At 32.2% G+C, this 21,185-nt stretch carries 20 protein-coding genes; 6 read left to right on the plus strand and 14 right to left on the minus strand.

Going from position 1 to position 21,185, the window contains the following annotated elements; genetic code table 11:
- Nucleotides 1-26 precede the first annotated feature (26 nt).
- Both LPB88_RS05795 and LPB88_RS05800 read left to right on the plus strand, forming a co-directional pair.
- Entirely contained in the window at nucleotides 27-1,946 is a 1,920-nt protein-coding gene (locus LPB88_RS05795; protein WP_230713415.1) for a discoidin domain-containing protein, read from the plus strand.
- Between the two features lie 96 nt (nucleotides 1,947-2,042).
- On the plus strand, nucleotides 2,043-3,434 hold the full coding sequence (locus tag LPB88_RS05800) for a M20/M25/M40 family metallo-hydrolase (RefSeq protein ID WP_230713417.1): 1,392 nt from the start codon (nucleotides 2,043-2,045) through the stop codon (nucleotides 3,432-3,434).
- 100 nt (nucleotides 3,435-3,534) lie between these two features.
- On the opposite strand, the gene LPB88_RS05805 is transcribed toward LPB88_RS05800, so the two are convergent.
- The 9 genes from LPB88_RS05805 to prmA form a co-directional block, all read right to left on the minus strand.
- Nucleotides 3,535-4,218 carry a YiiX family permuted papain-like enzyme gene (locus LPB88_RS05805; RefSeq protein WP_230713419.1) on the minus strand — a complete coding sequence of 228 codons (684 nt, stop codon included), beginning with the start codon at nucleotides 4,216-4,218 and terminating at the stop codon, nucleotides 3,535-3,537.
- A gap of 253 nt (nucleotides 4,219-4,471) precedes the next feature.
- A complete protein-coding gene (locus LPB88_RS05810; protein WP_230713421.1) occupies nucleotides 4,472-5,377 on the minus strand; it encodes a hypothetical protein in 906 nt (301 codons plus the stop codon).
- A gap of 17 nt (nucleotides 5,378-5,394) precedes the next feature.
- On the minus strand, nucleotides 5,395-6,213 hold the full coding sequence (gene kdsA / locus LPB88_RS05815) for a 3-deoxy-8-phosphooctulonate synthase (protein WP_072971167.1): 819 nt from the start codon (nucleotides 6,211-6,213) through the stop codon (nucleotides 5,395-5,397).
- A 328-nt stretch (nucleotides 6,214-6,541) separates the two neighbouring features.
- A complete protein-coding gene (locus LPB88_RS05820) occupies nucleotides 6,542-7,174 on the minus strand; it encodes a hypothetical protein (protein WP_230713423.1) in 633 nt (210 codons plus the stop codon).
- Nucleotides 7,175-7,530: 356 nt separating this feature from the next.
- Entirely contained in the window at nucleotides 7,531-7,983 is a 453-nt protein-coding gene (locus tag LPB88_RS05825) for a 2-dehydro-3-deoxyphosphooctonate aldolase (RefSeq protein WP_230713425.1), read from the minus strand.
- 201 nt (nucleotides 7,984-8,184) lie between these two features.
- Nucleotides 8,185-8,862 carry a lysoplasmalogenase gene (locus LPB88_RS05830; protein ID WP_230713427.1) on the minus strand — a complete coding sequence of 226 codons (678 nt, stop codon included), beginning with the start codon at nucleotides 8,860-8,862 and terminating at the stop codon, nucleotides 8,185-8,187.
- On the minus strand, nucleotides 8,840-10,141 hold the full coding sequence (locus LPB88_RS05835) for a sterol desaturase family protein (protein WP_230713430.1): 1,302 nt from the start codon (nucleotides 10,139-10,141) through the stop codon (nucleotides 8,840-8,842). The genes LPB88_RS05830 and LPB88_RS05835 overlap by 23 nt, the downstream gene beginning before the upstream one ends.
- Nucleotides 10,142-10,205: 64 nt before the next feature.
- The gene (locus LPB88_RS05840; protein ID WP_230713432.1) at nucleotides 10,206-10,481 is read right to left on the minus strand and encodes an ATP-dependent Clp protease adaptor ClpS; all 276 of its coding nucleotides are present in this window, start codon (nucleotides 10,479-10,481) and stop codon (nucleotides 10,206-10,208) included.
- 160 nt (nucleotides 10,482-10,641) lie between these two features.
- Nucleotides 10,642-11,475, minus strand: coding sequence for a 50S ribosomal protein L11 methyltransferase (gene prmA, locus LPB88_RS05845; RefSeq protein WP_230713434.1), 834 nt, complete (start codon nucleotides 11,473-11,475; stop codon nucleotides 10,642-10,644).
- A 113-nt stretch (nucleotides 11,476-11,588) separates the two neighbouring features.
- Between prmA and LPB88_RS05850 the strand changes: the two genes are divergently transcribed.
- Together LPB88_RS05850 and LPB88_RS05855 are read left to right on the plus strand one after the other, a co-directional pair.
- Nucleotides 11,589-12,725, plus strand: coding sequence for a hypothetical protein (locus LPB88_RS05850; RefSeq protein WP_230713436.1), 1,137 nt, complete (start codon nucleotides 11,589-11,591; stop codon nucleotides 12,723-12,725).
- Nucleotides 12,685-15,024: a hypothetical protein gene (locus tag LPB88_RS05855; RefSeq protein ID WP_230713438.1), complete on the plus strand. Its 2,340-nt coding sequence runs from the start codon at nucleotides 12,685-12,687 to the stop codon at nucleotides 15,022-15,024. Before LPB88_RS05850 ends, LPB88_RS05855 begins: the two co-directional genes overlap by 41 nt.
- Nucleotides 15,025-15,133: 109 nt before the next feature.
- Here LPB88_RS05855 and tpiA read toward each other — a convergent pair whose 3' ends face one another.
- The 5 genes from tpiA to LPB88_RS05880 all read right to left on the minus strand — a co-directional run bounded on the left by tpiA (nucleotide 15,134) and on the right by LPB88_RS05880 (nucleotide 19,437).
- The gene (tpiA, locus tag LPB88_RS05860) at nucleotides 15,134-15,886 is read right to left on the minus strand and encodes a triose-phosphate isomerase (RefSeq protein ID WP_230713440.1); all 753 of its coding nucleotides are present in this window, start codon (nucleotides 15,884-15,886) and stop codon (nucleotides 15,134-15,136) included.
- A gap of 35 nt (nucleotides 15,887-15,921) precedes the next feature.
- Nucleotides 15,922-16,473 carry a TlpA disulfide reductase family protein gene (locus LPB88_RS05865; protein WP_230713442.1) on the minus strand — a complete coding sequence of 184 codons (552 nt, stop codon included), beginning with the start codon at nucleotides 16,471-16,473 and terminating at the stop codon, nucleotides 15,922-15,924.
- A 402-nt stretch (nucleotides 16,474-16,875) separates the two neighbouring features.
- Nucleotides 16,876-17,544 (minus strand): alpha/beta hydrolase, encoded by a 669-nt coding sequence (locus tag LPB88_RS05870; protein ID WP_230713444.1) that lies wholly within the window; start codon nucleotides 17,542-17,544, stop codon nucleotides 16,876-16,878.
- A 149-nt stretch (nucleotides 17,545-17,693) separates the two neighbouring features.
- Entirely contained in the window at nucleotides 17,694-18,815 is a 1,122-nt protein-coding gene (locus tag LPB88_RS05875; RefSeq protein ID WP_230713446.1) for a BT_3928 family protein, read from the minus strand.
- Nucleotides 18,816-18,897: 82 nt separating this feature from the next.
- Nucleotides 18,898-19,437 carry a DUF1599 domain-containing protein gene (locus LPB88_RS05880; protein WP_230713448.1) on the minus strand — a complete coding sequence of 180 codons (540 nt, stop codon included), beginning with the start codon at nucleotides 19,435-19,437 and terminating at the stop codon, nucleotides 18,898-18,900.
- Between the two features lie 228 nt (nucleotides 19,438-19,665).
- Here LPB88_RS05880 and folP point away from each other — a divergent pair, with 228 nt between their 5' ends.
- Nucleotides 19,666-20,493: a dihydropteroate synthase gene (gene folP / locus LPB88_RS05885; protein WP_230713450.1), complete on the plus strand. Its 828-nt coding sequence runs from the start codon at nucleotides 19,666-19,668 to the stop codon at nucleotides 20,491-20,493.
- Between the two features lie 22 nt (nucleotides 20,494-20,515).
- The gene (locus LPB88_RS05890) at nucleotides 20,516-21,172 is read left to right on the plus strand and encodes a hypothetical protein (RefSeq protein ID WP_230713452.1); all 657 of its coding nucleotides are present in this window, start codon (nucleotides 20,516-20,518) and stop codon (nucleotides 21,170-21,172) included.
- Nucleotides 21,173-21,185: the final 13 nt, after the last annotated feature.

Raw genomic sequence — 21,185 nt, forward strand, 5'->3', positions numbered from 1 at the left:
GAGCTTTTTAATTAAAAAATAAAAACATGAAAAAACTATATTTAATCCCCGTTTTGCTAATGATTATTGGTGTCAATACCAAGACATTGGCACAAAACACGATTCCAGGAAAAACGGAATGGTTTGACCCAAATAAACCTGCAACAACATATTGCAATCCAATTAATATTGGATATAATTATACAACAGAAAATCATAATGGTATTCCGGAATCCCGCCGTTCAAGTGCAGATCCGGTAATTATTACTTTTAAAGGCGAATATTATTTATTTGCTACAAATCAGGCAGGATTTTTTTGGAGTAAAGACATGTCTGACTGGAAATTTGTTTATGGAAGTTTTCAAAGAAGACCTGCAGATGATGATCAATGTGCACCGGCAGCTTGGGTAGTAAATGATACTTTATTCTATGTAGGTTCAACCTGGAAAAGAGATCATCCAATTTGGAAAACAGCAGATCCAAAATCAGGGCAATGGTTGCGACATGTAGACAAAGTGATGTTGCCAACCTGGGATCCGGCGATCTTTCAGGATGACGATAAAAAAGTATACATGTACTATGGATCAAGCGGAAAATTACCTCTTGTAGGCGTAGAAGTAGATTATAATACATGGTTGCCAAAAGGAAATCAGGCAGATTACGAAAAGTTATACAAAGCGACAGAAGTTGAAGATATCCAGCGTCCGTATGGTCAGATAAAAGAAGTTGCAATTTTAGATCCTGCAAACCACGGTTGGGAACGTTTTGGGCCAAATAATGACATGGAACCGGCACCTTGGGGTAACTTTATTGAAGGAGCCTGGATGACCAAACACGACGGAAAATATTATATGCAATACGGAGCTCCTGCAACCGAGTTTAAAGGTTATGCAAACGGAGTACATGTAGGAGATAATCCGTTAGGGCCATTTGTATATCAAAAACACAATCCAATGTCTTATAAACCGGGAGGATTTGTAATTGGAGCCGGACACGGAAATACATTTGCGGATAATTACGGAAATTATTGGAATACTGGAACCTGCAAGATTTCTATTAAAGATCGTTTTGAGCGTCGTATAGATATGTTTCCAGCAGGATTTGACAAAGACGATGTTATGTATTCGATAACTTCTTATGGGGATTTCCCGATAGTATTACCAACTGCAGAACGCAATCAGGAAAAAGGAGCTTCTTCTGGATGGATGTTGCTTTCATACAAAAAGCCAGTAACAGTTTCTTCTTCAGAAGAGTGTATGGAAGTTGAAACACACAGAATGGACAATGGCGGTAAAAAAGTATATGAGAAATTTTGCTACGGAGCTAATAATCTTACCGATGAAAATATTCAGACATATTGGTCCGCAAAAACAGATAAACCAGGCGAATGGCTACAGCTTGATTTAGGCAAACCGATGCAAATAAACGCTTTGCAAATTAATTACGCAGATCATAAAGCAACGCAGTACAACAAAGCAATGGATATTTATTATCAATATAAAATCTTTATGTCTGATGATGCTGTGAATTGGACACTAGTAGTTGATAAATCTCAAAATGCTAAAGATGTTCCTCATGATTATGTCGAATTGACAAAGCCAATTAAAGCACGTTACATCAAGATGGTGAACATTCACAATGCTTCAGGATTATTTGCTGTTTCTGATTTTAGAGTTTTTGGAAATGGATTATCAGAAAAACCAAAACCAGTTTCATATTTTAAAGTGGCCAGAAATGCAAAAGATTCTCGTAATGCAATGATTACATGGAAAAAGCAAGCAGATGCAATTGGTTATAATATTTATTACGGAATCAGTGCTGATAAATTGTATAACAGCATTATGGTATACGACGAAGGTTCGTATGACTTTAGAGGTTTAGATAAAGGCACAAAATATTATTTTACGATAGAGGCATTTAATGAAAGTGGAATAGGAGCAAAAAATAAACTAAAAGAAGTAAAATAATTCTGGTTTTATTTTAAGAAAAGGTTGTAAAAAAACTATTGCAATTATAAAGAATTTTGTTCCTTTGTTATACAACCCAAAATGCTATAATATACCATGAAAAAAACAATTCTTTTAACTGTTTTGGCCCTAAACGGCTTAACATCTTTTGCACAGTCAAACGATGAGAAAAACATTAAATTATTTTACAAAAAAGCCTTAACCGAAGCAAAATGCTATACTTGGTTAGAATATTTATCAAACGATATTGGCAGTCGTTTATCAGGATCTGCAAGTGCTGAAGAAGCAGTTCAATACACCAAAAGACAACTAGAAACTCTTGGACTTGACAAAGTTTATTTACAAGACGTTATGGTTCCTCATTGGGTACGTGGCGAAAAAGAAACAGCTTATATTTTAGATAATAAAACAAAAACTGTTGTGCCAATTTGTGCTTTAGGAGCATCAGTTGCAACACCTAAAACGGGAATTACTGCTGAGGTAATTGAAGTGCAAAGCATAAAAGAACTGAAAGAATTAGGAGATAAAGTAAAAGGTAAGATTGTGTTTTACAACAGACCAATGGATCCTGAAAACGTACCTACTTTTATTTCTTATTCAGAAGCTGGAGATCAAAGACGAAGCGGAGCTCAGGAAGCTGCAAAACTAGGTGCCGTTGGAACAATTGTACGTTCTTTAAGTCTACGATTAGATGATTTCCCGCATACAGGAAATCAAAGTTATGGTGATTTGCCAAAAGAGCAATATATTCCGGCAGCAGCAATTAGCACAAATGGAGCAGAATTGTTGAGCAAGCTGTTAAAAAATAATCCAGCATTAAAGTTCTATTTCAAACAATCTTGCCAAACATTGCCAGATGTATTGTCGCACAACGTAATTGGAGAATTAACAGGAACAGTAACTCCGGAAAACGTTATGGTTGTTGGAGGTCATTTGGATTCTTGGGATCTTGCCGATGGTTCTCATGACGATGGAGCAGGAGTAGTACAAAGTATGGAAGTAGTTCGTATCCTTAAAAACCTAAACTATAAGCCTAAAAACACAATTCGTGTTGTATTGTTTATGAATGAAGAAAACGGCGGAAAAGGTGGAGCTAAATATGAAGAAGTTTCGAAAGAAAAGAAAGAGAATCATATTTTTGCTTTAGAAAGCGATTCAGGCGGATTTACACCAAGAGGATTTTCATTAGAAGCTGATGATGCTAACTTGAAAAAAATACAAGGATATAAAGACTTTTTTGAGCCTTATTTAATAAATAGTTTCATAAAAGGACATGCAGGTTCAGATATTGAGCATTTAACGTCTAAAACAATCGTTAAAGCAGGTTTAATGCCAGATTCACAACGTTATTTTGATTACCATCACGCTGCAAACGATAAGTTTGATGCCATAAACAAAAGAGAATTAGAACTTGGAGCAGCAACAATGACTTCATTAATCTATTTAGTAGATCAAAACGGAATTGTTCTACCAACAGCGACGAATTAAGTTGTAAAAAGCAGAAATAAAAAAGCGATGAGATACTCATCGCTTTTTTTATATAGAAAAATCTGCGTAAACCCGTTTAATCCGCAAAACCAGTGGGCAATTAATAAGTATCTATTACAGTTTTCAATAAAGCAGAATCAACCAAATCAGATGGAGCAACAACTTTCTCGTCAAGCGGAATATCGTTTCCATATCTTTCTTTTATTATTTTCTGAACCCTTTCATCGCTTAAATTAAAATCCTTTAATTGCCTAAGTTTTGACAATTCGATACCAGCGCCATTTTTATATATTTTCCAAACCAGTTCCGAACAATAAATTCGAGTATCATCCCATTCAAAAAAAGCATCATATTCTTTACCCATAAATTGCTGACTGTAATCTTTCATTTTTTGAAGTGTCTCAGGTTTCAAAACTGTATCTGCATTTTTAAGCCTTTTTACAACATATTTTTGACCTTTCCCATGTTGAATCCAGTCAGTAAGTAAAGTAAGTTTTACAGGCTGAACAGCTTCAAAAACAAACAAGTTTCCGTTTATTTTATAGATAATTCCGCAATGCGAAAATTTTGAATTTGTTGCAATTCTAACCGCTTCACACTGCTTAGATTCCGAAGTTTGAAAAATAAGATCACCATCCTGAATTTTATCAAGCAAAGTAGTTTCCTGCTTCGTTTTTGTGTGCGAAAACGGATTATTCGGAAAAACCTTCATTGCAACAAACAAAGCACACCCAAAACTGAGTAAAAAAGTAATTATTGGAAAAAGGTATTTTGGTTTTTTCATGTTTTAATTTAATATAAAAGATGTTATGTTTTCATTGTAGAGCTAAAAAAGCCCACAGATTCAACGGATTAAATAGATTTACACGATATCCGTTAAAAACAAAATGTGCACACTCTTTATGAAAATTAAAAATCTGCGAAGACCAGCTTAATCAGTTGAATCCATGGGCAAAATAATTAAATCTCAGCAAATAAATGGCAAAAAAAATAGTTACCAAAATGATAACTATTTTTTAAATATGTTTTATGAAATATTAGATTCTAAAGATTCCACCAACAGCGATAATTCTTTGTAAAAAGAAGAAATCTTGTGAAGCTTTATCGTCGCTGCTTGTTGTAGTTCTGATATCCTGCATATTAATGTAACCACCTTTTAGCTCACCTTGCAAATAAAAGTATTTGAAGAAAGTAAAGTTGATCCCAGCTTTAGCAGATAAACCATAACCAGAAATGTGAAAATCATCATGACGTTCCATTCCTAATAAAGTTGTATTTGTTTTTGGGTATAAAACTCCAACTCCTACACCTTCAGTTAAGTTAATCTGAACTTTATCGATATTTGGCAAACCAAACAATTTCGAAATATCGTCATGTCTGGAAACCTCAGTATTAATATAGTTCAAACCATCTGTATGTTCGTACATTAAAAAAGCAGGGCCATTTGGATTAGTAACACCTTTATCATAACCACCTTCTATAGCACCATTTAGAGACATATCTACAGGAGTGTTATTATATACTCCGTTGTAAACAGATCCAGCTTGATCAGCAGGTAAATTAATATTACCTGTAACATTAGTCGTTTGATTCTGAGTCATCACATATTTCATGTGATCCCAACCAATAGAAACGCTGTAATGATCGCTAAAGAAATACCCCATTCTAAAATTAGTTTGCGGAATCGTCATGTTTGCTGGATTTACATAATCAATATGATATCCTTTTGGTTTATCATGAGCTTTCATATCAGCAACCGTAAAGTTGTAATCTTTCCCTCTAAAATTTACATCAGATTTAGTATAACTATCTCTGTTACCTCCCCAGGAAATAAAGAATTTTCCTTTATTGTGAGCGGTGTATTTTTGTACTGCGATTTCTTCCTGAGCAAAAGTGTTTAAAGAAACACACATCAGGAAGAAAAATAAAATTTTTGTTTTCAATGAACTAGTATTAAAAATTAAAATGAGTTAACTGTTTTTCTGATAGCAACCAACTTCGTCATTAAACCTTCAAAATAGTCTAAATGAAGCATATTAGCACCATCGCTTTTTGCATTAGCAGGGTCAAAATGAGTTTCGATAAAAATACCGTCAACCCCAACAGCAATACCCGCTTTGGCAACAGTTTCGATCATATCAGGTCTTCCGCCTGTAACACCAGCAGTTTGATTAGGTTGTTGCAACGAGTGCGTTACATCAAGAACCGTAGAAGCATATTGCTGCATAGTAGGAATTCCTCTAAAATCAACAATCATGTCCTGGTAACCAAACATAGTACCACGATCAGTAACCATAACATTCTCATTATGACAATCCAAAACTTTTTGAACAGCGTGTTTCATGCTTTCAGGACTCATAAATTGTCCTTTTTTCAAATTCACCACTTTTCCAGTATTTGCAGCCGCCACAACAAGGTCAGTCTGACGAACTAAGAAAGCAGGAATTTGCAATACATCAACGTATTGAGCAGCCATATCAGCATCTTCATTAGTATGAATATCTGTTACAGTTGGAACGTGAAAAGTTTCAGAAACTTTTCTTAAAATTTTTAATGCTTTTTCGTCACCAATTCCAGAAAAACTATCAATTCTAGAACGGTTGGCTTTTTTAAACGATCCTTTAAATACGTAAGGAATCTGAAGTTTGTCGGTAATACCAACTAATTTTTCAGCAATTCTGAGAGCCATTTCTTCACCTTCAATGGCGCAAGGTCCCGCCAATAAAAAGAAATTCCCACTATCAGTATGCTTAATTTGTGGAATATGTTGTATGTTCATAATATGATTTTTTGACAGTGCAAAGGTAGTTATGATTTATGAATAGCAGATTAAGATTTAAGTTTTTTTTAAGAAGCTATTCCCGCTATCCGCTGCAATCTTTTTCTCTAAACCCTTTTTTTTCTTGGCCTTTGCAGGAGCTTCCTCCGGTCGCTCTGCAAAACCCAGAAAAAATAGGCTTTCTCAAAAAAGGATTTCCGCTACTATCAGGGCTAGAACCGTAGTGGAATTATAGTTCTTTTAAGAAATATAGTGGGTATTATTTCCGTAATTAAAATTTGAAATGTGGAATAATATTTTATGCACCCTGAGTCTTAGCTAAGAATTATTAATCGTTCTCGATTTTCTTACTCAATAAAATTGTTTTAATAACACTATGCAAAATATTTGTATTCCAGTCCTTTAAGTAGCTATATCCACAATTGATATTTATTGCGTCATCTTTAGAATAAATGGCAAAATATGTCACATAACTTTTAAATCTAACTTTCTCCCAAGGGATAAATTCACTTTTAGACTTCAAAGATGCATTACTCAGGATATTTAAACCGTCTTTAGTAAATGTTACTTTTCCAATTTTAAATTCTTCTCCTAATTCTTGTCTCTGAATATAATTTGTTGCTATATCTTTAAAATACAAATCCCATAGTGAAGCCAGAATTTCATTGCAAAGTTTATGATATTCATTTTTCCTTCTGCCAAAATAAGTTTTGAAATTGATCTTCATAACCTGATTATCATGATTACGAATTGATATCACATATTCATGGCCAAAAACAAATTTATACTGCATCCAATTTACACCAAAATGATATTCAGCAATTTCGTCTTTTTGAAAAGTTATAAAAGAATCATTTTTTAAATCCTTACTGTCAAATTTTATTTCGTTTTGATTTAATATTAATTTTCTGGGGTAGTTATCCGTAATTCCTCTTTGAATGATAAACTCTTTGTGACTCATTTTATGTGTTTAAAGTAATTATTATTCGTAAGATCTTTTTATAAAGTACTGTACAATTATAACAATCACAAGTATTATTGTAAAAAGGAAAGAAAACGCAAATATCCCTATTAGGCCCATTCCACATCTGTATGGTTGACCTTGAAGCTGCTCTTGAAAGTTATTTGAAGCAATTAAAAATGCCAAAATTGTTAATGCAATTTGTAAAATTATGCTGATCATAGAAATAGTTCCAAATCCCAAAGTAATAGATTCAGCAATTGCTTTTCGACCAAATATAATCTGAAAGAGTAAGGGTAAAATGATTAAAATTAAAGGGGATATTCCGAACATTGATTGTTGTATTTTCTATTTTATTAATCCTTCTTCAAACTCAATCCCATCGGAACCATCAAAATACCCTTTTCATAAATATTCAAATAAAGAGTAATAGGTTTCTTTTGACCTTCCCATCTTAATTCATAAACATTTAAAAAGCCAGCGCCCATATTACTTCTTTTAGTCGGGAAAGGACAGCAAGTTTCTAATCGTTTATAAGTTATTTTTTCGCCATTTGGTCCGGCAAGAGCGTTTAAAAAACGAGTTTCATTCAAAGCTTCGTCAGTTGTATTTCTATAAAAAATATTAACTGGGTAATCAGGATCATAACCATATTTCTTGTCCTTACTAAAAAGTGTAATGGCAAAAGTATTGTCTCTTTTCAAAATTAAATCGGGAGCATTATCGTCTACGTTTTTCAAAGTAGATTTTGTACTCACACAAGAAACTGTAGTAAGAAGCAAAACGATAAAAAGGGCTATTTTTTTCATGGCTTATGGTAATTGGTAGTACAAATATAAAAGTAAAATGTTTTTTGCCACAGATTATGGGATTAAAAAGATTTCAATCTAATCTGTTTAAATCTGCAATTTCACATTACTTCATTCCTGAAATATATATTTATCCTTTTATCACAATAAAAGGGATAAAAAACATCTGCTAAATCTGCAGAATCTGCGTGCAAAAAAAAACTATTCTACCTTTTTCGGATTCAGTTTTAATATACCAACTACAATCAGATATTGTGCCACAAGATACGTCAGCATAATAAAAAAGGAACTTTTCTCAATTGGCTTATAAAATTTGTTTACGGCCAAAATACTATCTGAAAGAACAAAAACAATCGCGCCCAGAAAAACATATAAATTTCCCGGTTTTTTCCAAATTAAAAAACCATTAAAAGCAAACAAAAGCATGATCGAAATTACAGAAGCATATACCGTTACCGGAATTTTTAAATCGCCTAAAGTGGGCAATAAAACTGAAAGCATTCCTATTAAATAACAAGCAATTAAGATACTTCCAATTCCAAAAAGAAACGTATTTCTCTTGATTTCGCCTTTAATTTGTTTGTTAAAAAGGATGCAATAGGTAATGTGTGAGATAAGAAAAGCGACTAATCCGAGGATAAAATAGATTTCGGCAATATCAGTAAAGAGTAAAATTACATCGCCGATCCATGAAAATAATAAGGCAATTAAAAGTGTATTTTTTGAGGGAAATTTTCGATAGAAATAAACCCCAAAACTTAATAACGGAATTAAAAGAGGTTTTAGAAACAGATTTAAGCTTTCATATCCTAAAAATATAACAAGCAGATAGATAACACTAAATGTAATAAAGATTTTAAAAAATGTTGAGTTTCTCATAGGTGGTTAGTGAGTTTGGGGGTTGATTTTGGGATGTTTTAAAGTCAATTTTTACAAAGTAAATCGTGGTTATAAATGATAAACTTAAATAAGTCAGAATAATATAATTTCCAATTGATAAGACATTGTTTAAGCCAAACCAATCGCCGTAATAAGATATAATCGCAATTGCAACCGTTAAACGCAAACCTTCCCAAAAAATGGCATATTTGCTTTTATCCATCAATTCAGTATAACTGTAAATTGTCAATAGAATAAAAAATCCGTAAATAAAGATATTTGGTAAGCCAATTTTGGCAATATTATCAAAGAGATAACTCACAAACAAAAGTGTAATTAAAACCTGTGTAACAGACCAATAAATAAGTTTTTGAGAATTTTGGGTGCCATATTTATCAAAGTCAAAAACATTTTCGATTTTGTGTACAGGATATTTCTCTTCAAAGTTTTCAGGACGCCAGCCAGTTGGTTTAAACCAAATCGTGAGTTTGTCTTTCCAATTTTCTGCTCTCCATGCGTCTTGAATTAATAAACCTAAATGTTGAAAATTAATACGGATTGGGTTCCAGGTTTGTGCTGGTCTTGTGATTCCAAAAACAGGCGGAACGTTGTCTAATTCTGCTTGAAAAGTGCCAAAAAGTTTGTCCCAAAAAATAAATATCTGCGAATGATTTTTATCTAAATATTCAGGATTTATGGCGTGATGTACACGATGATGAGAAGGAGTAACCAAAATATGCTCCAAAACTCCCATTTTTTTAATGTGTTTAGTATGGTACCAAAATTGCAAAAATAAATGCAGTGGCAAAGTGATGGCAATTACTGTTGCCGGAACGCCAAGAATTGCCGCAGGAATCAATAAAAAAGTAAACAGATTGACTAAACTTGCAATAGGTTGTCGCAAAGCACAAGCCAGATTAAATTCTTCGCTGCTGTGGTGAATGGCATGTTTATTCCAGAGAAAATTGATTTGATGTGCCAGTCTGTGGCTCCAATATCCATAAAAATCGATCACAAAAAATGCGATACAATAGGAGAGAATATTGGCTTCGAGATGGTAGATTGCCAATTTAGAAACCAGCCATTCATAAGATATAAAAGTCAGACTTAGACCCAAAACATCTTTTACAGAATTGGTAATTCCTGAACTAATGCTCGACACACTGTCTATCAAAGGTGCAGTGTCGTCTTTTTTATAAATGCCGTAGGCCTTTTCGATTACAATCAGGACTAAAAAAATTGGCATGGCGATAATTAATATCTTTCCGTATTCTTCCATAAAAAAAACATTCTATTTTATTCAAATATAGAATAAAATAGAATGTTTTTTAAATTATTTGCAATTAAACAATTTCAGCGCTTAATCCGGCTTCTAAAAGTTGTGTACATTGCGGTTTTAACTTGTCAATTGGTCCCGTTTTTACAGCGCATTTCCCGTTGTAATGAACAATTAGGGAACATTGTTCTGCTTGTTCAGCTGTATGGCTGCAAACACGCATTAAGGTATCAATTACGTGATCAAAAGTGTTTACATCGTCATTATAAACAATGATTTCGTTATTGAAAGCCGTAGCTTCCTTTTCGCGGACTCTTTCTCTTACTTTTTCTTTAGTACTCATTTTTTTAAGTTTTTTGTACTGATGTAATTACTAATTTTTTTGCCACTCCCGATAGCAATCGGGATGCACAGATTAAATGGATTAAAAAATAATAAAATCAATGCTAAACTCTTTTGAGCGTTTAATCTGCGGGCTGTTTAATAAACAGATAAGCAACTATCTAATTTACGTATTTTAATGAAACCCAGTTGTTTCTTTGAAATTTTTTAACATATGTTAAACCTTTTTCGGTACATGATGCATCAATAAAAGGAATATCTTCTTCATAAAAGCCGCTAAAAAGTATAATTCCTTTTGGGTTTAAACAATCAACATAACTTTGCATGTCGTTCAACAAGATATTTCGGTTGATATTGGCAATGATCAAATCATATTTTTTACCTGCTAATAAAGCTGCATCGCCTTCGTAAACGGTAATATGTTTGCAATTATTGCGTTCAGCATTTTCGATAGAATTCAAATAACACCAATTGTCAATATCAATAGCGTCGATTGGCTGAGCACCTTTCATCTCGGCCAAAATAGCCAAAATCGCAGTTCCGCAACCCATATCTAACGTTTTTAAGCCGTCAACATCCATTTCAAGCAAATGCTGAATCATCATGTGTGTAGTTTCGTGATGACCAGTTCCAAAACTCATTTTAGGCTCGATTACAATATCAAATTCGGCATCAGTTTTTTCGTGAAAAGGAGCACGAACATGACATTTTCCATCAACATCAATCGCTTCAAAATTCTTTTCCCATTCCTCATTCCAGTTTACCTGATCGATTTCTTCAATCGTATATTCGATTTTAAACTCTTCAGATTGTAAAATATAAATGTCATCCAGAATATTCTCATCCCATAAATCTTTTTTCACATAAGCCGAGATTCCAGTTTCTGTTTCTGTAAAAGTCTCAAATGCTTTTTCGCCTAATTCAGCAATTAAAATTTCTGATCCGGGTTCTTTCGGTTCAATCGTAAAATGGTATCCTAAATATATATTCGACATAAATAAATTTTTTGCAAAGGTAAGAATAGAAAACAGAAGTTGTTCATAAATAATCGACATCGTTAGTTTAATTAATGTTAATTTTGATTGGAATTTGTAAGGATTTTTAAAATATGAAGAATACCATTTTTATTTTGCTCTTTGTGGTACTTAGTGGAGCAACTTGTGAAAAAGAACACGAAGTAGTACGATCGTTTTGTTATTGGAAAACCGATTTGAATTTTGAAAACCAAGATGATTCTTTAATTAAGGATTTAAAAGTACAGCATATGTACGTTCGTTTTTTTGATATTGATTGGAATCCGTATGCCAAAGAACCTTTGCCAGTTGCAACAATCAGAAACACTAGTTTAAACGAAAGTAACCCTGAGATTACGCCAAGTATTTTTATTACGAACGAAGTCGTTTTACAATCCAATAAAAAACAATTGGATAGTTTGGCGATTCGAATTGCAAAACGTATTGAACAGATTGGCGTAAAAATAAATGAAGCAAAAGCCGATAAAATAGCCAATGGAATTGTATATCCAAGGGATTATTACAAACAGGAAAACTATAAAAGAATCAATTATGACTCCGTAAAATCAATTGAATTAGTAAAACTAAAAGTTGATTTCAAGGAGATTCTTATCGATTGTGATTGGTCCGAAAAATCAAAAGGCAATTATTTTTATTTGTTGAAGCAAATCAAAAAAGGATTTCCAACAGCCCAAATTTCGGCTACAATCAGGCTTTGGCAATATAAATATGCTTCAAAAGCAGGAATTCCTCCTGTAGACAAAGGTTTATTAATGTGTTACAATTTGGCAAAACCGGATGATTTTATGACTAAAAATTCTATAGGAACAAGTGAAGAATTGGCGCAATATATTACACACGACCAATATAAGCTAAAACTTGATATTGCTTTGCCTCTTTACAGTTGGGCAGTGGTTTTTAGAGGAGATAAGTTTAAAGGTATTTTATCAGATTATGATCAGATTAGAAACGATAGTATTAAACTGAAAAAAATATCAGATACTAAATATGTTTTGCAAGACGATATTTTAATCGGACAAACTTATTTGAGAAATGGAGATGAAATCAGGATTGAGAAAATTTCAGAAGAAGAACTTGATAAAATGATTTCGATTGTAAAAAGTAAAATCCCGATTGATAATCAAACCAAAGTGACGTTTTTCTCCTTTGATAAAAAATACATTAACGATTATGGAACCCAAAATATATCCAACTATTATGTGCGTTTTTAGTAGTTTACTTTTAGTTTTAAGCTTTCAGGTTTCTTTTGCCTGTGGTTGGAGTGTCTCGCCGGAAACCAGCCGATTGGCTCTGTTTAAAGCGCAAAGAGAAGGTTTTTTCAAACTGACTCCGTTTTATTATTCGGCAGATTATTACTATTCTACTAATACGGTTTCTGGTGTAGATCAGGAATTAAATTGTTTAGAATGGAAGAAAAAACTAGGCAGTTCAATTGATCCTAAAGACATACATACTATTTTGTATGAAACAGATTCTGAGCAATTTGAAAATGCTTTTGAATCGAAATCATTAATAAAAGTATTTGAGAAAAATACTTTTATTGAAGCGTTACTATTATCAAAAAATAAAGCTTTTTTGAATTATATCGTATTTGCCAAAAAACTGGAATACAATAGCAATGTCGATGTAAAATGGGAATCTTGGGGACAAGTGGGTTATGGCAGTAAAGATCATAAATTGGCAGATTTAGAAGATTTTGAAAAGAAAATCAAAACTGCTAAAGATCCTTTTTTGAAACAGCGTTATGCATTTTTGATTTTGAGATATAGTTTTTATGCTCAGGATAAAAATGAAGTAATTCGTTTGTATGACACTTATTTTGCTGAAAGTAAAAACACAATTTTAGAACCTTGGGCTTTGTATTATAAAGCTTTGTGTATCGAGAATTTCCCGTTGCAAAATTACTTATTGAGTAAAGTTTTTGCTTCTTGCGAAGAAAAATCATTTGCCGTTTTGCAGCATTATAATTGGAAATTAACCGAAGAAACTTTAGCTCTAGCTCAAAATGACGAAGAAAGAAGTGTAATTCTGGCGATTGAAAGTTTTAGAAATCCAGCGCCGGATTTAAAGACAATCGAAGAAGTTTATAAACTAAGTCCGAATAGTATTAATTTGAGTTTTTTGATAGGAAGAGAAATCAACAAACTCGAAGATTGGATTTTCACACCACTATATACCAATAATGGAAGTCCGTCTGTTACCTTTCAAGGTACTAATTGGTATGAGGATTATGCTAAAGCAAAAGAGGAAAACCTGAACAAAGATATTTTGCATCTAAGAGCATTAGAATACTTTTTGATTTCGATTCGGGAGCAAACTTCAGGCGAACAAAAAGATTATATCACCGCGGCAATTGCACAGCTTTGTTTTATGGATGATGATATTGAGTTAGGAAAAAAGTATACAGATATGATTTCTGATAAAGCCAATGCATCAATACAAATGCAGAAGAACATTCAATTGGCGCTAGTTTCTCTAAAACAAGATGATTTGAAAAGTGAAAAAGTCCAAAACCAACTTTTTAAATACTTTGATTCGGTTGAAAATCTAGTTGAAACCGATAACGGATTATTCAAGAACTTATACAGTTTATATCGAATTGCCAGCGCAGATTTTGCTAAAAAAGGCGATCGCGTTACTGCAGGATTATTAATGATGAAATCTGATCTTAAAAGCGATGGAGAATATTTGGGATATTACAACAATCCATATTTTTACAGTTATATAGGTTATTTTGATAGAACTGCAACTGTAGAAGATGTTGATCGTTTGATGGAACTTCAGCAGAAAAAAGACAAAACACCTTTTGAGAGATATATTTGTTCCGGAACTATAGCGCCGAATATCAATTATTATAAAGATTTAAAAGGAACAATTGCTTTTAGAAACAATAATTTAGAATTGGCTTATGAAACTTTTTCAAGTATGCCAAAAGATTTTTGGGAGAAGAATTATTCTTATAAGGATTATTTAAACGAAAATCCTTTTTCGCCCAAAATTCTCCAAAAAGAGAAAGAGCGAAAATTCGATTATCGTTTTAATAAAACTGATTTTATAGCCAAATTGATTCAGTTGAAGAAACTAAATACAGCAGCGAGCAATTTGCAATTGGCGCATGCGTATTTTAATGTTTCGTATCTAGGAAATTCCTGGATGATGGTAGCTTATGATTGGACATCGGGAGAATCCTATGTTGATTATGTCTATGGAGATAACACTGAGATCGAAAAGACCTATCAAAAAGGGAATTATTACAGCTTGACAATGGCAAAGATGTATTATGAGAAAGCATTAAAAATGTCTAAGAATAATAACGAAAAAGCGCTGGCGAGTTTAATGATTTTTGAATGTAATTATTACGGGCACTACGCTAATATTGTTTCTGCCGAAGAAGAAGAAAAAAATCCGTTTAAAGCAGGGAAGGAGCTTACGAATTTTTATTCCCTTTATAAAACAACACCAACATTTAAAAAATACAATTGCCCTTTATTAATGACATTTATAAATTAGTTGTTTGTGAAATGTAATGTGTGGAATGTAATTTGTGAAATGTGAAATATGAAAATAAAAAAAGCGTTCGCTGTTGCGAACGCTTTTTTATATATAGAAAATCTAAAATTTAGATAGCAGTTACGATAGCTAAGAAATCATCTGCTTTTAAAGCAGCACCTCCAATTAAACCACCGTCTACGTCTGGTTTACCGAAAATTTCTTTAGCGTTATCCGGTTTTACAGAACCACCGTATAAAATAGAAACTTCGTCAGCGATATCAGCTCCGTAAGCTTTACGAACAACTTCTCTGATGAATTCGTGCATTTCCTGAGCTTGTTCTGGTGAAGCAGTTTCTCCAGTTCCAATAGCCCAAACTGGCTCATAAGCTAAAACAATTTTAGGCCATGATTCTTTTGTAATTTGGAATAATCCATCACGTAATTGATTCTCAACAATGTTGAAATGGTTTCCTGATTGACGATCTTTTAATTCTTCTCCAAAACAGAAAATAACAGTTAAATCGTGTTTCAAAGCTGTATCAACTTTGCTCGCGATTAATGCATCAGTTTCGTGAAAAATAGCACGACGCTCAGAGTGACCAAGAATTACAGTGTTTACACCAATGCTAGTTAACATATCAGCAGAAATTTCTCCTGTAAAAGCACCGCCTTCAGCTTGGTGAACGTTTTGAGCAGAAACTCCAATAGTTGTATTTTTTAATTTAGCAACAGCAGCTTGTAAGTTTACAAAAGTTGGTGATACAATTACTTGTGCAGTAGTTTTTGCTGGTATTTTAGTAATTAATTCACTTAATAATTCTTCAGTTTGTCCTGCGTTTTTATGCATTTTCCAGTTTCCTGCAACAATCTTTTTTCTCATTTTGGTAGTTTTTATTTTATTCTTTTAATTTTTTATTAATTGACTGATTGAGGTTTGTCATTAAATCTTCCGGTAACTTTTACTCCTCTCAATTTTTCTAATGTTTCATTGATTTTATCAAAATCGGTTTCAATTGCACGATATAAAACGATTTTACCAGATTGATCAATAACGATATATCTCGGAATCCAATCTAAATCAATTGCTTTTCCAAAAACACCCTTCATGCCATCATTCATCATAAAATGATCGCCTTTTAATTCGTGTTTTTCAATTCCAGCTTTCCATTTGTCAGATGTTTTATCAGCCGAAAGGAATAAATAAGAAACATCAGGATTGTTTGCTTGTAGTTCTTTTAATTTCGGCATTGCTTTTACACAATCGCCACACCACGAAGCCCAAACTTCGATAACCAAAGTTTTTCCTTTGTATTTTTTTAAAATGTTTTTGAATGCAACCTGACTTCCATCTGTTGCTAATAATTTCTCAGATAAAGCTTCTTTAGAAAAACTTGTTTTCTGATCTTGAGAATATGAAAATGTAATAAATACAATAAATGCAATAACGACTAGGGCTAATTTTTTCATATATAAATAATATTTGTTTTTTGGATTAAATATAATATTGTCTTTTTCTGTTAATTTTAATGATTTTGAGTAATGTGACTTCACTTAATAAAAGTTTCCGAACAAAGTTAAACAAACAAATCGAATGCCAAATGGAGATTAACAAAATTTGAACAGACGTTTATTTTATCACAAATCTGGAAATTTAGGTTAAAAAAAGCCGAATGAAATCGTAATAGTTAGCCATTAAAACAGGAATTTTTAGAAATAAACTCTTGAAGAAATAAAAGTTGAGGTGGTTTTTTTATTTATAAAGTAATTTTAGAAGCAAAAAAACGTCAGGTTCGCATAAAAAAAGCCTTCAATACATATTCTGATTTAGAATTTATTGAAGACTTTTTTTGTTGTTTTTCTCTGATAATTTTAATTCAAATCATAATCACCATTTGCCCATTTTTTACTTGGTGCAATCCAATTATCTGCAGCTTTATATAAAAAACCATGTTTCAGGTTGGTATGTAATTCAATTTGTTTAAAATGATTTACTTTTAGTTTAGAAGTTTCTTTTCGTTTGGTAGCATCAACGCCTAAAACATCAGATTCTTCGTAGATCATCAAGATATTTCCGCAGAAATTAATATCCGGAAATTCTTCGATATCAATGTCTCTAAAACATCCAATAAAGACAAAATTGATATCAGGATTTGCTAAAAAAGTAGAAACAAATTGTGCGATATAACCGCCTTTTGAAGTTCCGATTACCGTGATTTTATTTGGCGGAACTCCTTTTTTAAGCTGCTTTTTAATCTGTTTTGCTATTTTTTCGGCGTAGTCATGTGCATCTGTATCTTTCTTTCTGATTTCGCTAAAAACAATAAAATTATCTTTTCTAAAAGAAGCTAGAATTTCATTGTATTCCGCTTTTCCGTATTCCGGATGTGCGACGCTTAAATCATTTTGTTCGATAAAGCCATTGTGTAAAAAATAGATATAACACTGGTCTTTGTTTGGTGTTTTTTCTTGCGAAAAGCTTGTAAAAATAGTAATTAGTGTAAGTAAAAAAGTAAAGAAGAATTTTGGTAGTTGTTTCATAAAAAAGATTGTTTTTTGGAATGGTTTTTAACAAATGTAAGAAAAATAGTTTGTGATTAAATTTTCTTATTTTTTTTAATTTAACAACACATTTAGGCAAAAAAAACGCCAATAAAATATTGGCGTCCTTTATATTATTTTATTGTTTTTTAAAGACTATACGAAACATCAGATAGGTTCAAATCCTTAATATCATTATAATGTACTTTTTGAACTATAGTTCCTTTGTGTAAAACTACAATACTTGGATTAGCTCTTTCGATTGTTTTTAAAGCCGTTGCATCACAGAAATAAAAGTCAACATCTAAACCATATTGTTTTTTTGCTTTTGCAATTTCCTCAGCTCCAGAAGCTGTCATTGCAATTACTTTATATCCTTTTGCTTTAGCATCTTTTGCTACACCTTCTAATTTTTGCATTCCTTCAGGATTTGATAATGTCAAATCGTAAGTTACGAAAACCAATAATTTAGGTTCTTTTAATAATTCAGCTTTATAATCTGAATCTTCTTTTACCATTGTAAAATCGTGAATTGGCGGAACATAACCTTCAGTAATAACTTTGTCCTTTCTATCTACAAACGTTGCACCTTCAGGGATGTTCATCAAATCTTTTTCAGAGAATTCTTTGTCAACTCCGTTTACTTTATAGATAAAAATCATTTCAACTACAGATTTTGGAGCACCTTCCGGAATTTCCATTCCTTTCTCAATGTTTGTTCCCACTTTGTAAGGACGGAAATCTTTTATAGGATTATGATTCAATACCCAAACAGCCATAAAAACACATAAAATTATAGCAAGAAGCGTAACTAAATTAGTTGCCATTTTTGGAAATAAAGGTTTTACAAGCTTTTTATTGATGAATAAAATCAGAATAAAGAATAGTAAAACAATATCTTTTGTAAACGATTGCCAAGGCGTTAAATGTAAAGCGTCTCCAAAACATCCGCAATCTTTAACTACGTCAAAATAAGCAGAGTAGAAGGTAAGGAACGTGAAGAAAACGATCAATAATAATAAAGCCCAAATAGTAAGTTTAGACTTGTAACCTACTAATAACATTACACCCAAAACTACTTCCAGAATCACCAAAAATATTGCTAATCCTAAAGCCAAAGGCTCTAAAAAAGGCATATTAAAAACAGGTTCACTAAAATATTCGGCTAGTTTATAAGAGAAACCAACCGGATCATTCAGTTTGATTAATCCTGAAATAATAAACAATACGCCGACAAATAATCTTGAGAATTGAGTAATAATGTTTTTCATATTTTTTTGTTTTTTCGTCACGAATTTCACGAATGTTCCCGAATTAATTTGTGTTAATTTGTGAAATTCGTGGCTAAATTTTTTATTTTAATGGATTCAATACTAAGGCAAAAACAGCGTAATTAATCATGTCCTGATAATTGGCATCAATGCCTTCAGAAACTAAAGTTTTACCTTTATTATCTTCAATTTGCTTAACGCGAAGTAATTTTTGCAGAATCAAATCAGTCAATGAACTTACACGCATATCACGCCACGCTTCTCCATAATCGTGATTTTTGGCTTCCATTAACTCTTTGGTCAATTTAACTTTAGCATCATATAATTCGGTTGCTTTTTCAACATCTAAATCAGGCTGATCAACAACGCCCAATTCTAACTGAATCAAAGCCATGATCGAATAGTTAATGATTCCGATGAATTCTCCTTTTTCATCTTCATCAACTTTACGGACTTCATTTTCCTGTAAACTTCTTATTCTTTGCGCTTTTATAAAGATTTGATCAGTCAATGATGGCAATCTCAAAATACGCCATGCACTACCATAATCTGTCATTTTATTGATAAATAAAGTTCGGCAAACCGTAATTACATTATCATATTCAAGGGAAGTATTCTTCATTTATTGCTGTATATTTGCTAAAATTTCTTCAAAAATAGGGATTATATTAAAGAGTTTCAAGTTTCAGGTTTTCTTTGTTTCAAGTTTTTTCTAAACAAAGTGTTAATGCCAACAATTTGAAACTGTAAAAAAGTTTCAAGTTTCAGGTTTTCTTTGTTTCAAGTTCAAGTGCTTGCGCAATCTACGTTAACCTGAAACTTGAAACCTGAAACAAAAATAACAAAAGATATGCTGATTAACTGCAAAGGGCAACTTATAGATTTGTCGATTCCTAAAGTAATGGGGATTTTGAATGTGACGCCAAACTCTTTTTTTGACGGCGGAAAGTATAAAAATGAAGCTGAAATTATCTCGCAAGTTGATAAAATGCTATCTGAAGGAGCGACATTTATTGATATTGGTGCTTATTCCAGTAAACCAAGTGCTGAGTTTGTCACGGAACAAGAAGAGATTGAACGAATTGTTCCGGTAATTGAATTGATTTTAAAGCATTTTCCGGAAACGTTATTGTCTATTGATACTTTTAGAGCTGCCGTTACAAAAGCGAGTATAGAAAGTGGTGCAGCACTTATAAACGATATTGCAGCGGGAGAACTGGACGATAAAATGGTTGAGGTAATTGCCCAATATAATGTTCCGTATATCATGATGCACATGCGTGGAAATCCACAAACGATGCAAAGTTTGACACAGTATGATGATATTGTAAAAGAAATGCTTTTCTATTTTTCTGAGAAAGTAAAACATGCAAGAAGCCTCGGAATTAATGATTTGATCTTAGATCCAGGTTTCGGATTTGCCAAAACAACAGATCAGAATTATGAGGTTTTACAAAAAATGGAGCTTTTTAATTTGTTGGAATTACCAGTTTTAGCAGGAGTTTCCAGAAAATCAATGATTTATAAAACACTTGGTAATACAGCGCAAGATGCTCTAAACGGAACAACAGTTATTAATACAATTGCTTTGACGAAAGGTGCAAAAATCCTTCGTGTTCATGATGTAAAAGAAGCTATGGAATGTGTTACTTTGTTTGAGAAAATGGGATTGAAATAGATAAATTGAGTAAGTTTAAATTATGGAAAAACCAAATATTATAAATAGCTTTAATGTACTTCAAAATATCATAATAGAAGAAAATAATGTATTATTCTCTTTTAGCGATGTCCATAATTGGGGAGAAAATGGAGAAATAAATTATCAGCTCCAGTCTAGTGATTTTTATGAAGTTGTAGAAGTAAATTTTAATTTAGATCACGCAGATTTACTTGATTTATATTGGAAAATCAGAAGATATATTGGTGAAGAATTTTTCATAGTAGAGAACGGCGATAGAATAAATATCTACAAAGGAGAAATATGTGATTATGAGGAAGAGTGGGGACTTTTTGATGATTTAGATGATGATATTTTAATTCTGAATTATAAAAAATATAACATTCAAAAATCTTTACAAGATTGGAAGAATGATTATGAGAGTTTACAGAAAAGATATTACTCATTATATAAAAAGAAAAGAATACAAGTAGAAAATTTTAGAGAAAAAATAAAATTAGAATTAAAAGAGAAAATTGAAGAACGCTTGGAACAACAAAATTTTTCAAATAAAAAGTATAAAAATACGGATGTTTTGAGTCAGGACGAAGTGAATAAAATAATAGAGATAGCTTTGGATGACAATTACAACGATCTAAGGAACGATTTGTTTACTGAATCTTTATTCGAGGAATTATAAATTTGATTAATTA

It is taken from the genome of Flavobacterium sp. JAS (assembly GCF_020991455.1).
Taxonomy (GTDB): domain Bacteria; phylum Bacteroidota; class Bacteroidia; order Flavobacteriales; family Flavobacteriaceae; genus Flavobacterium.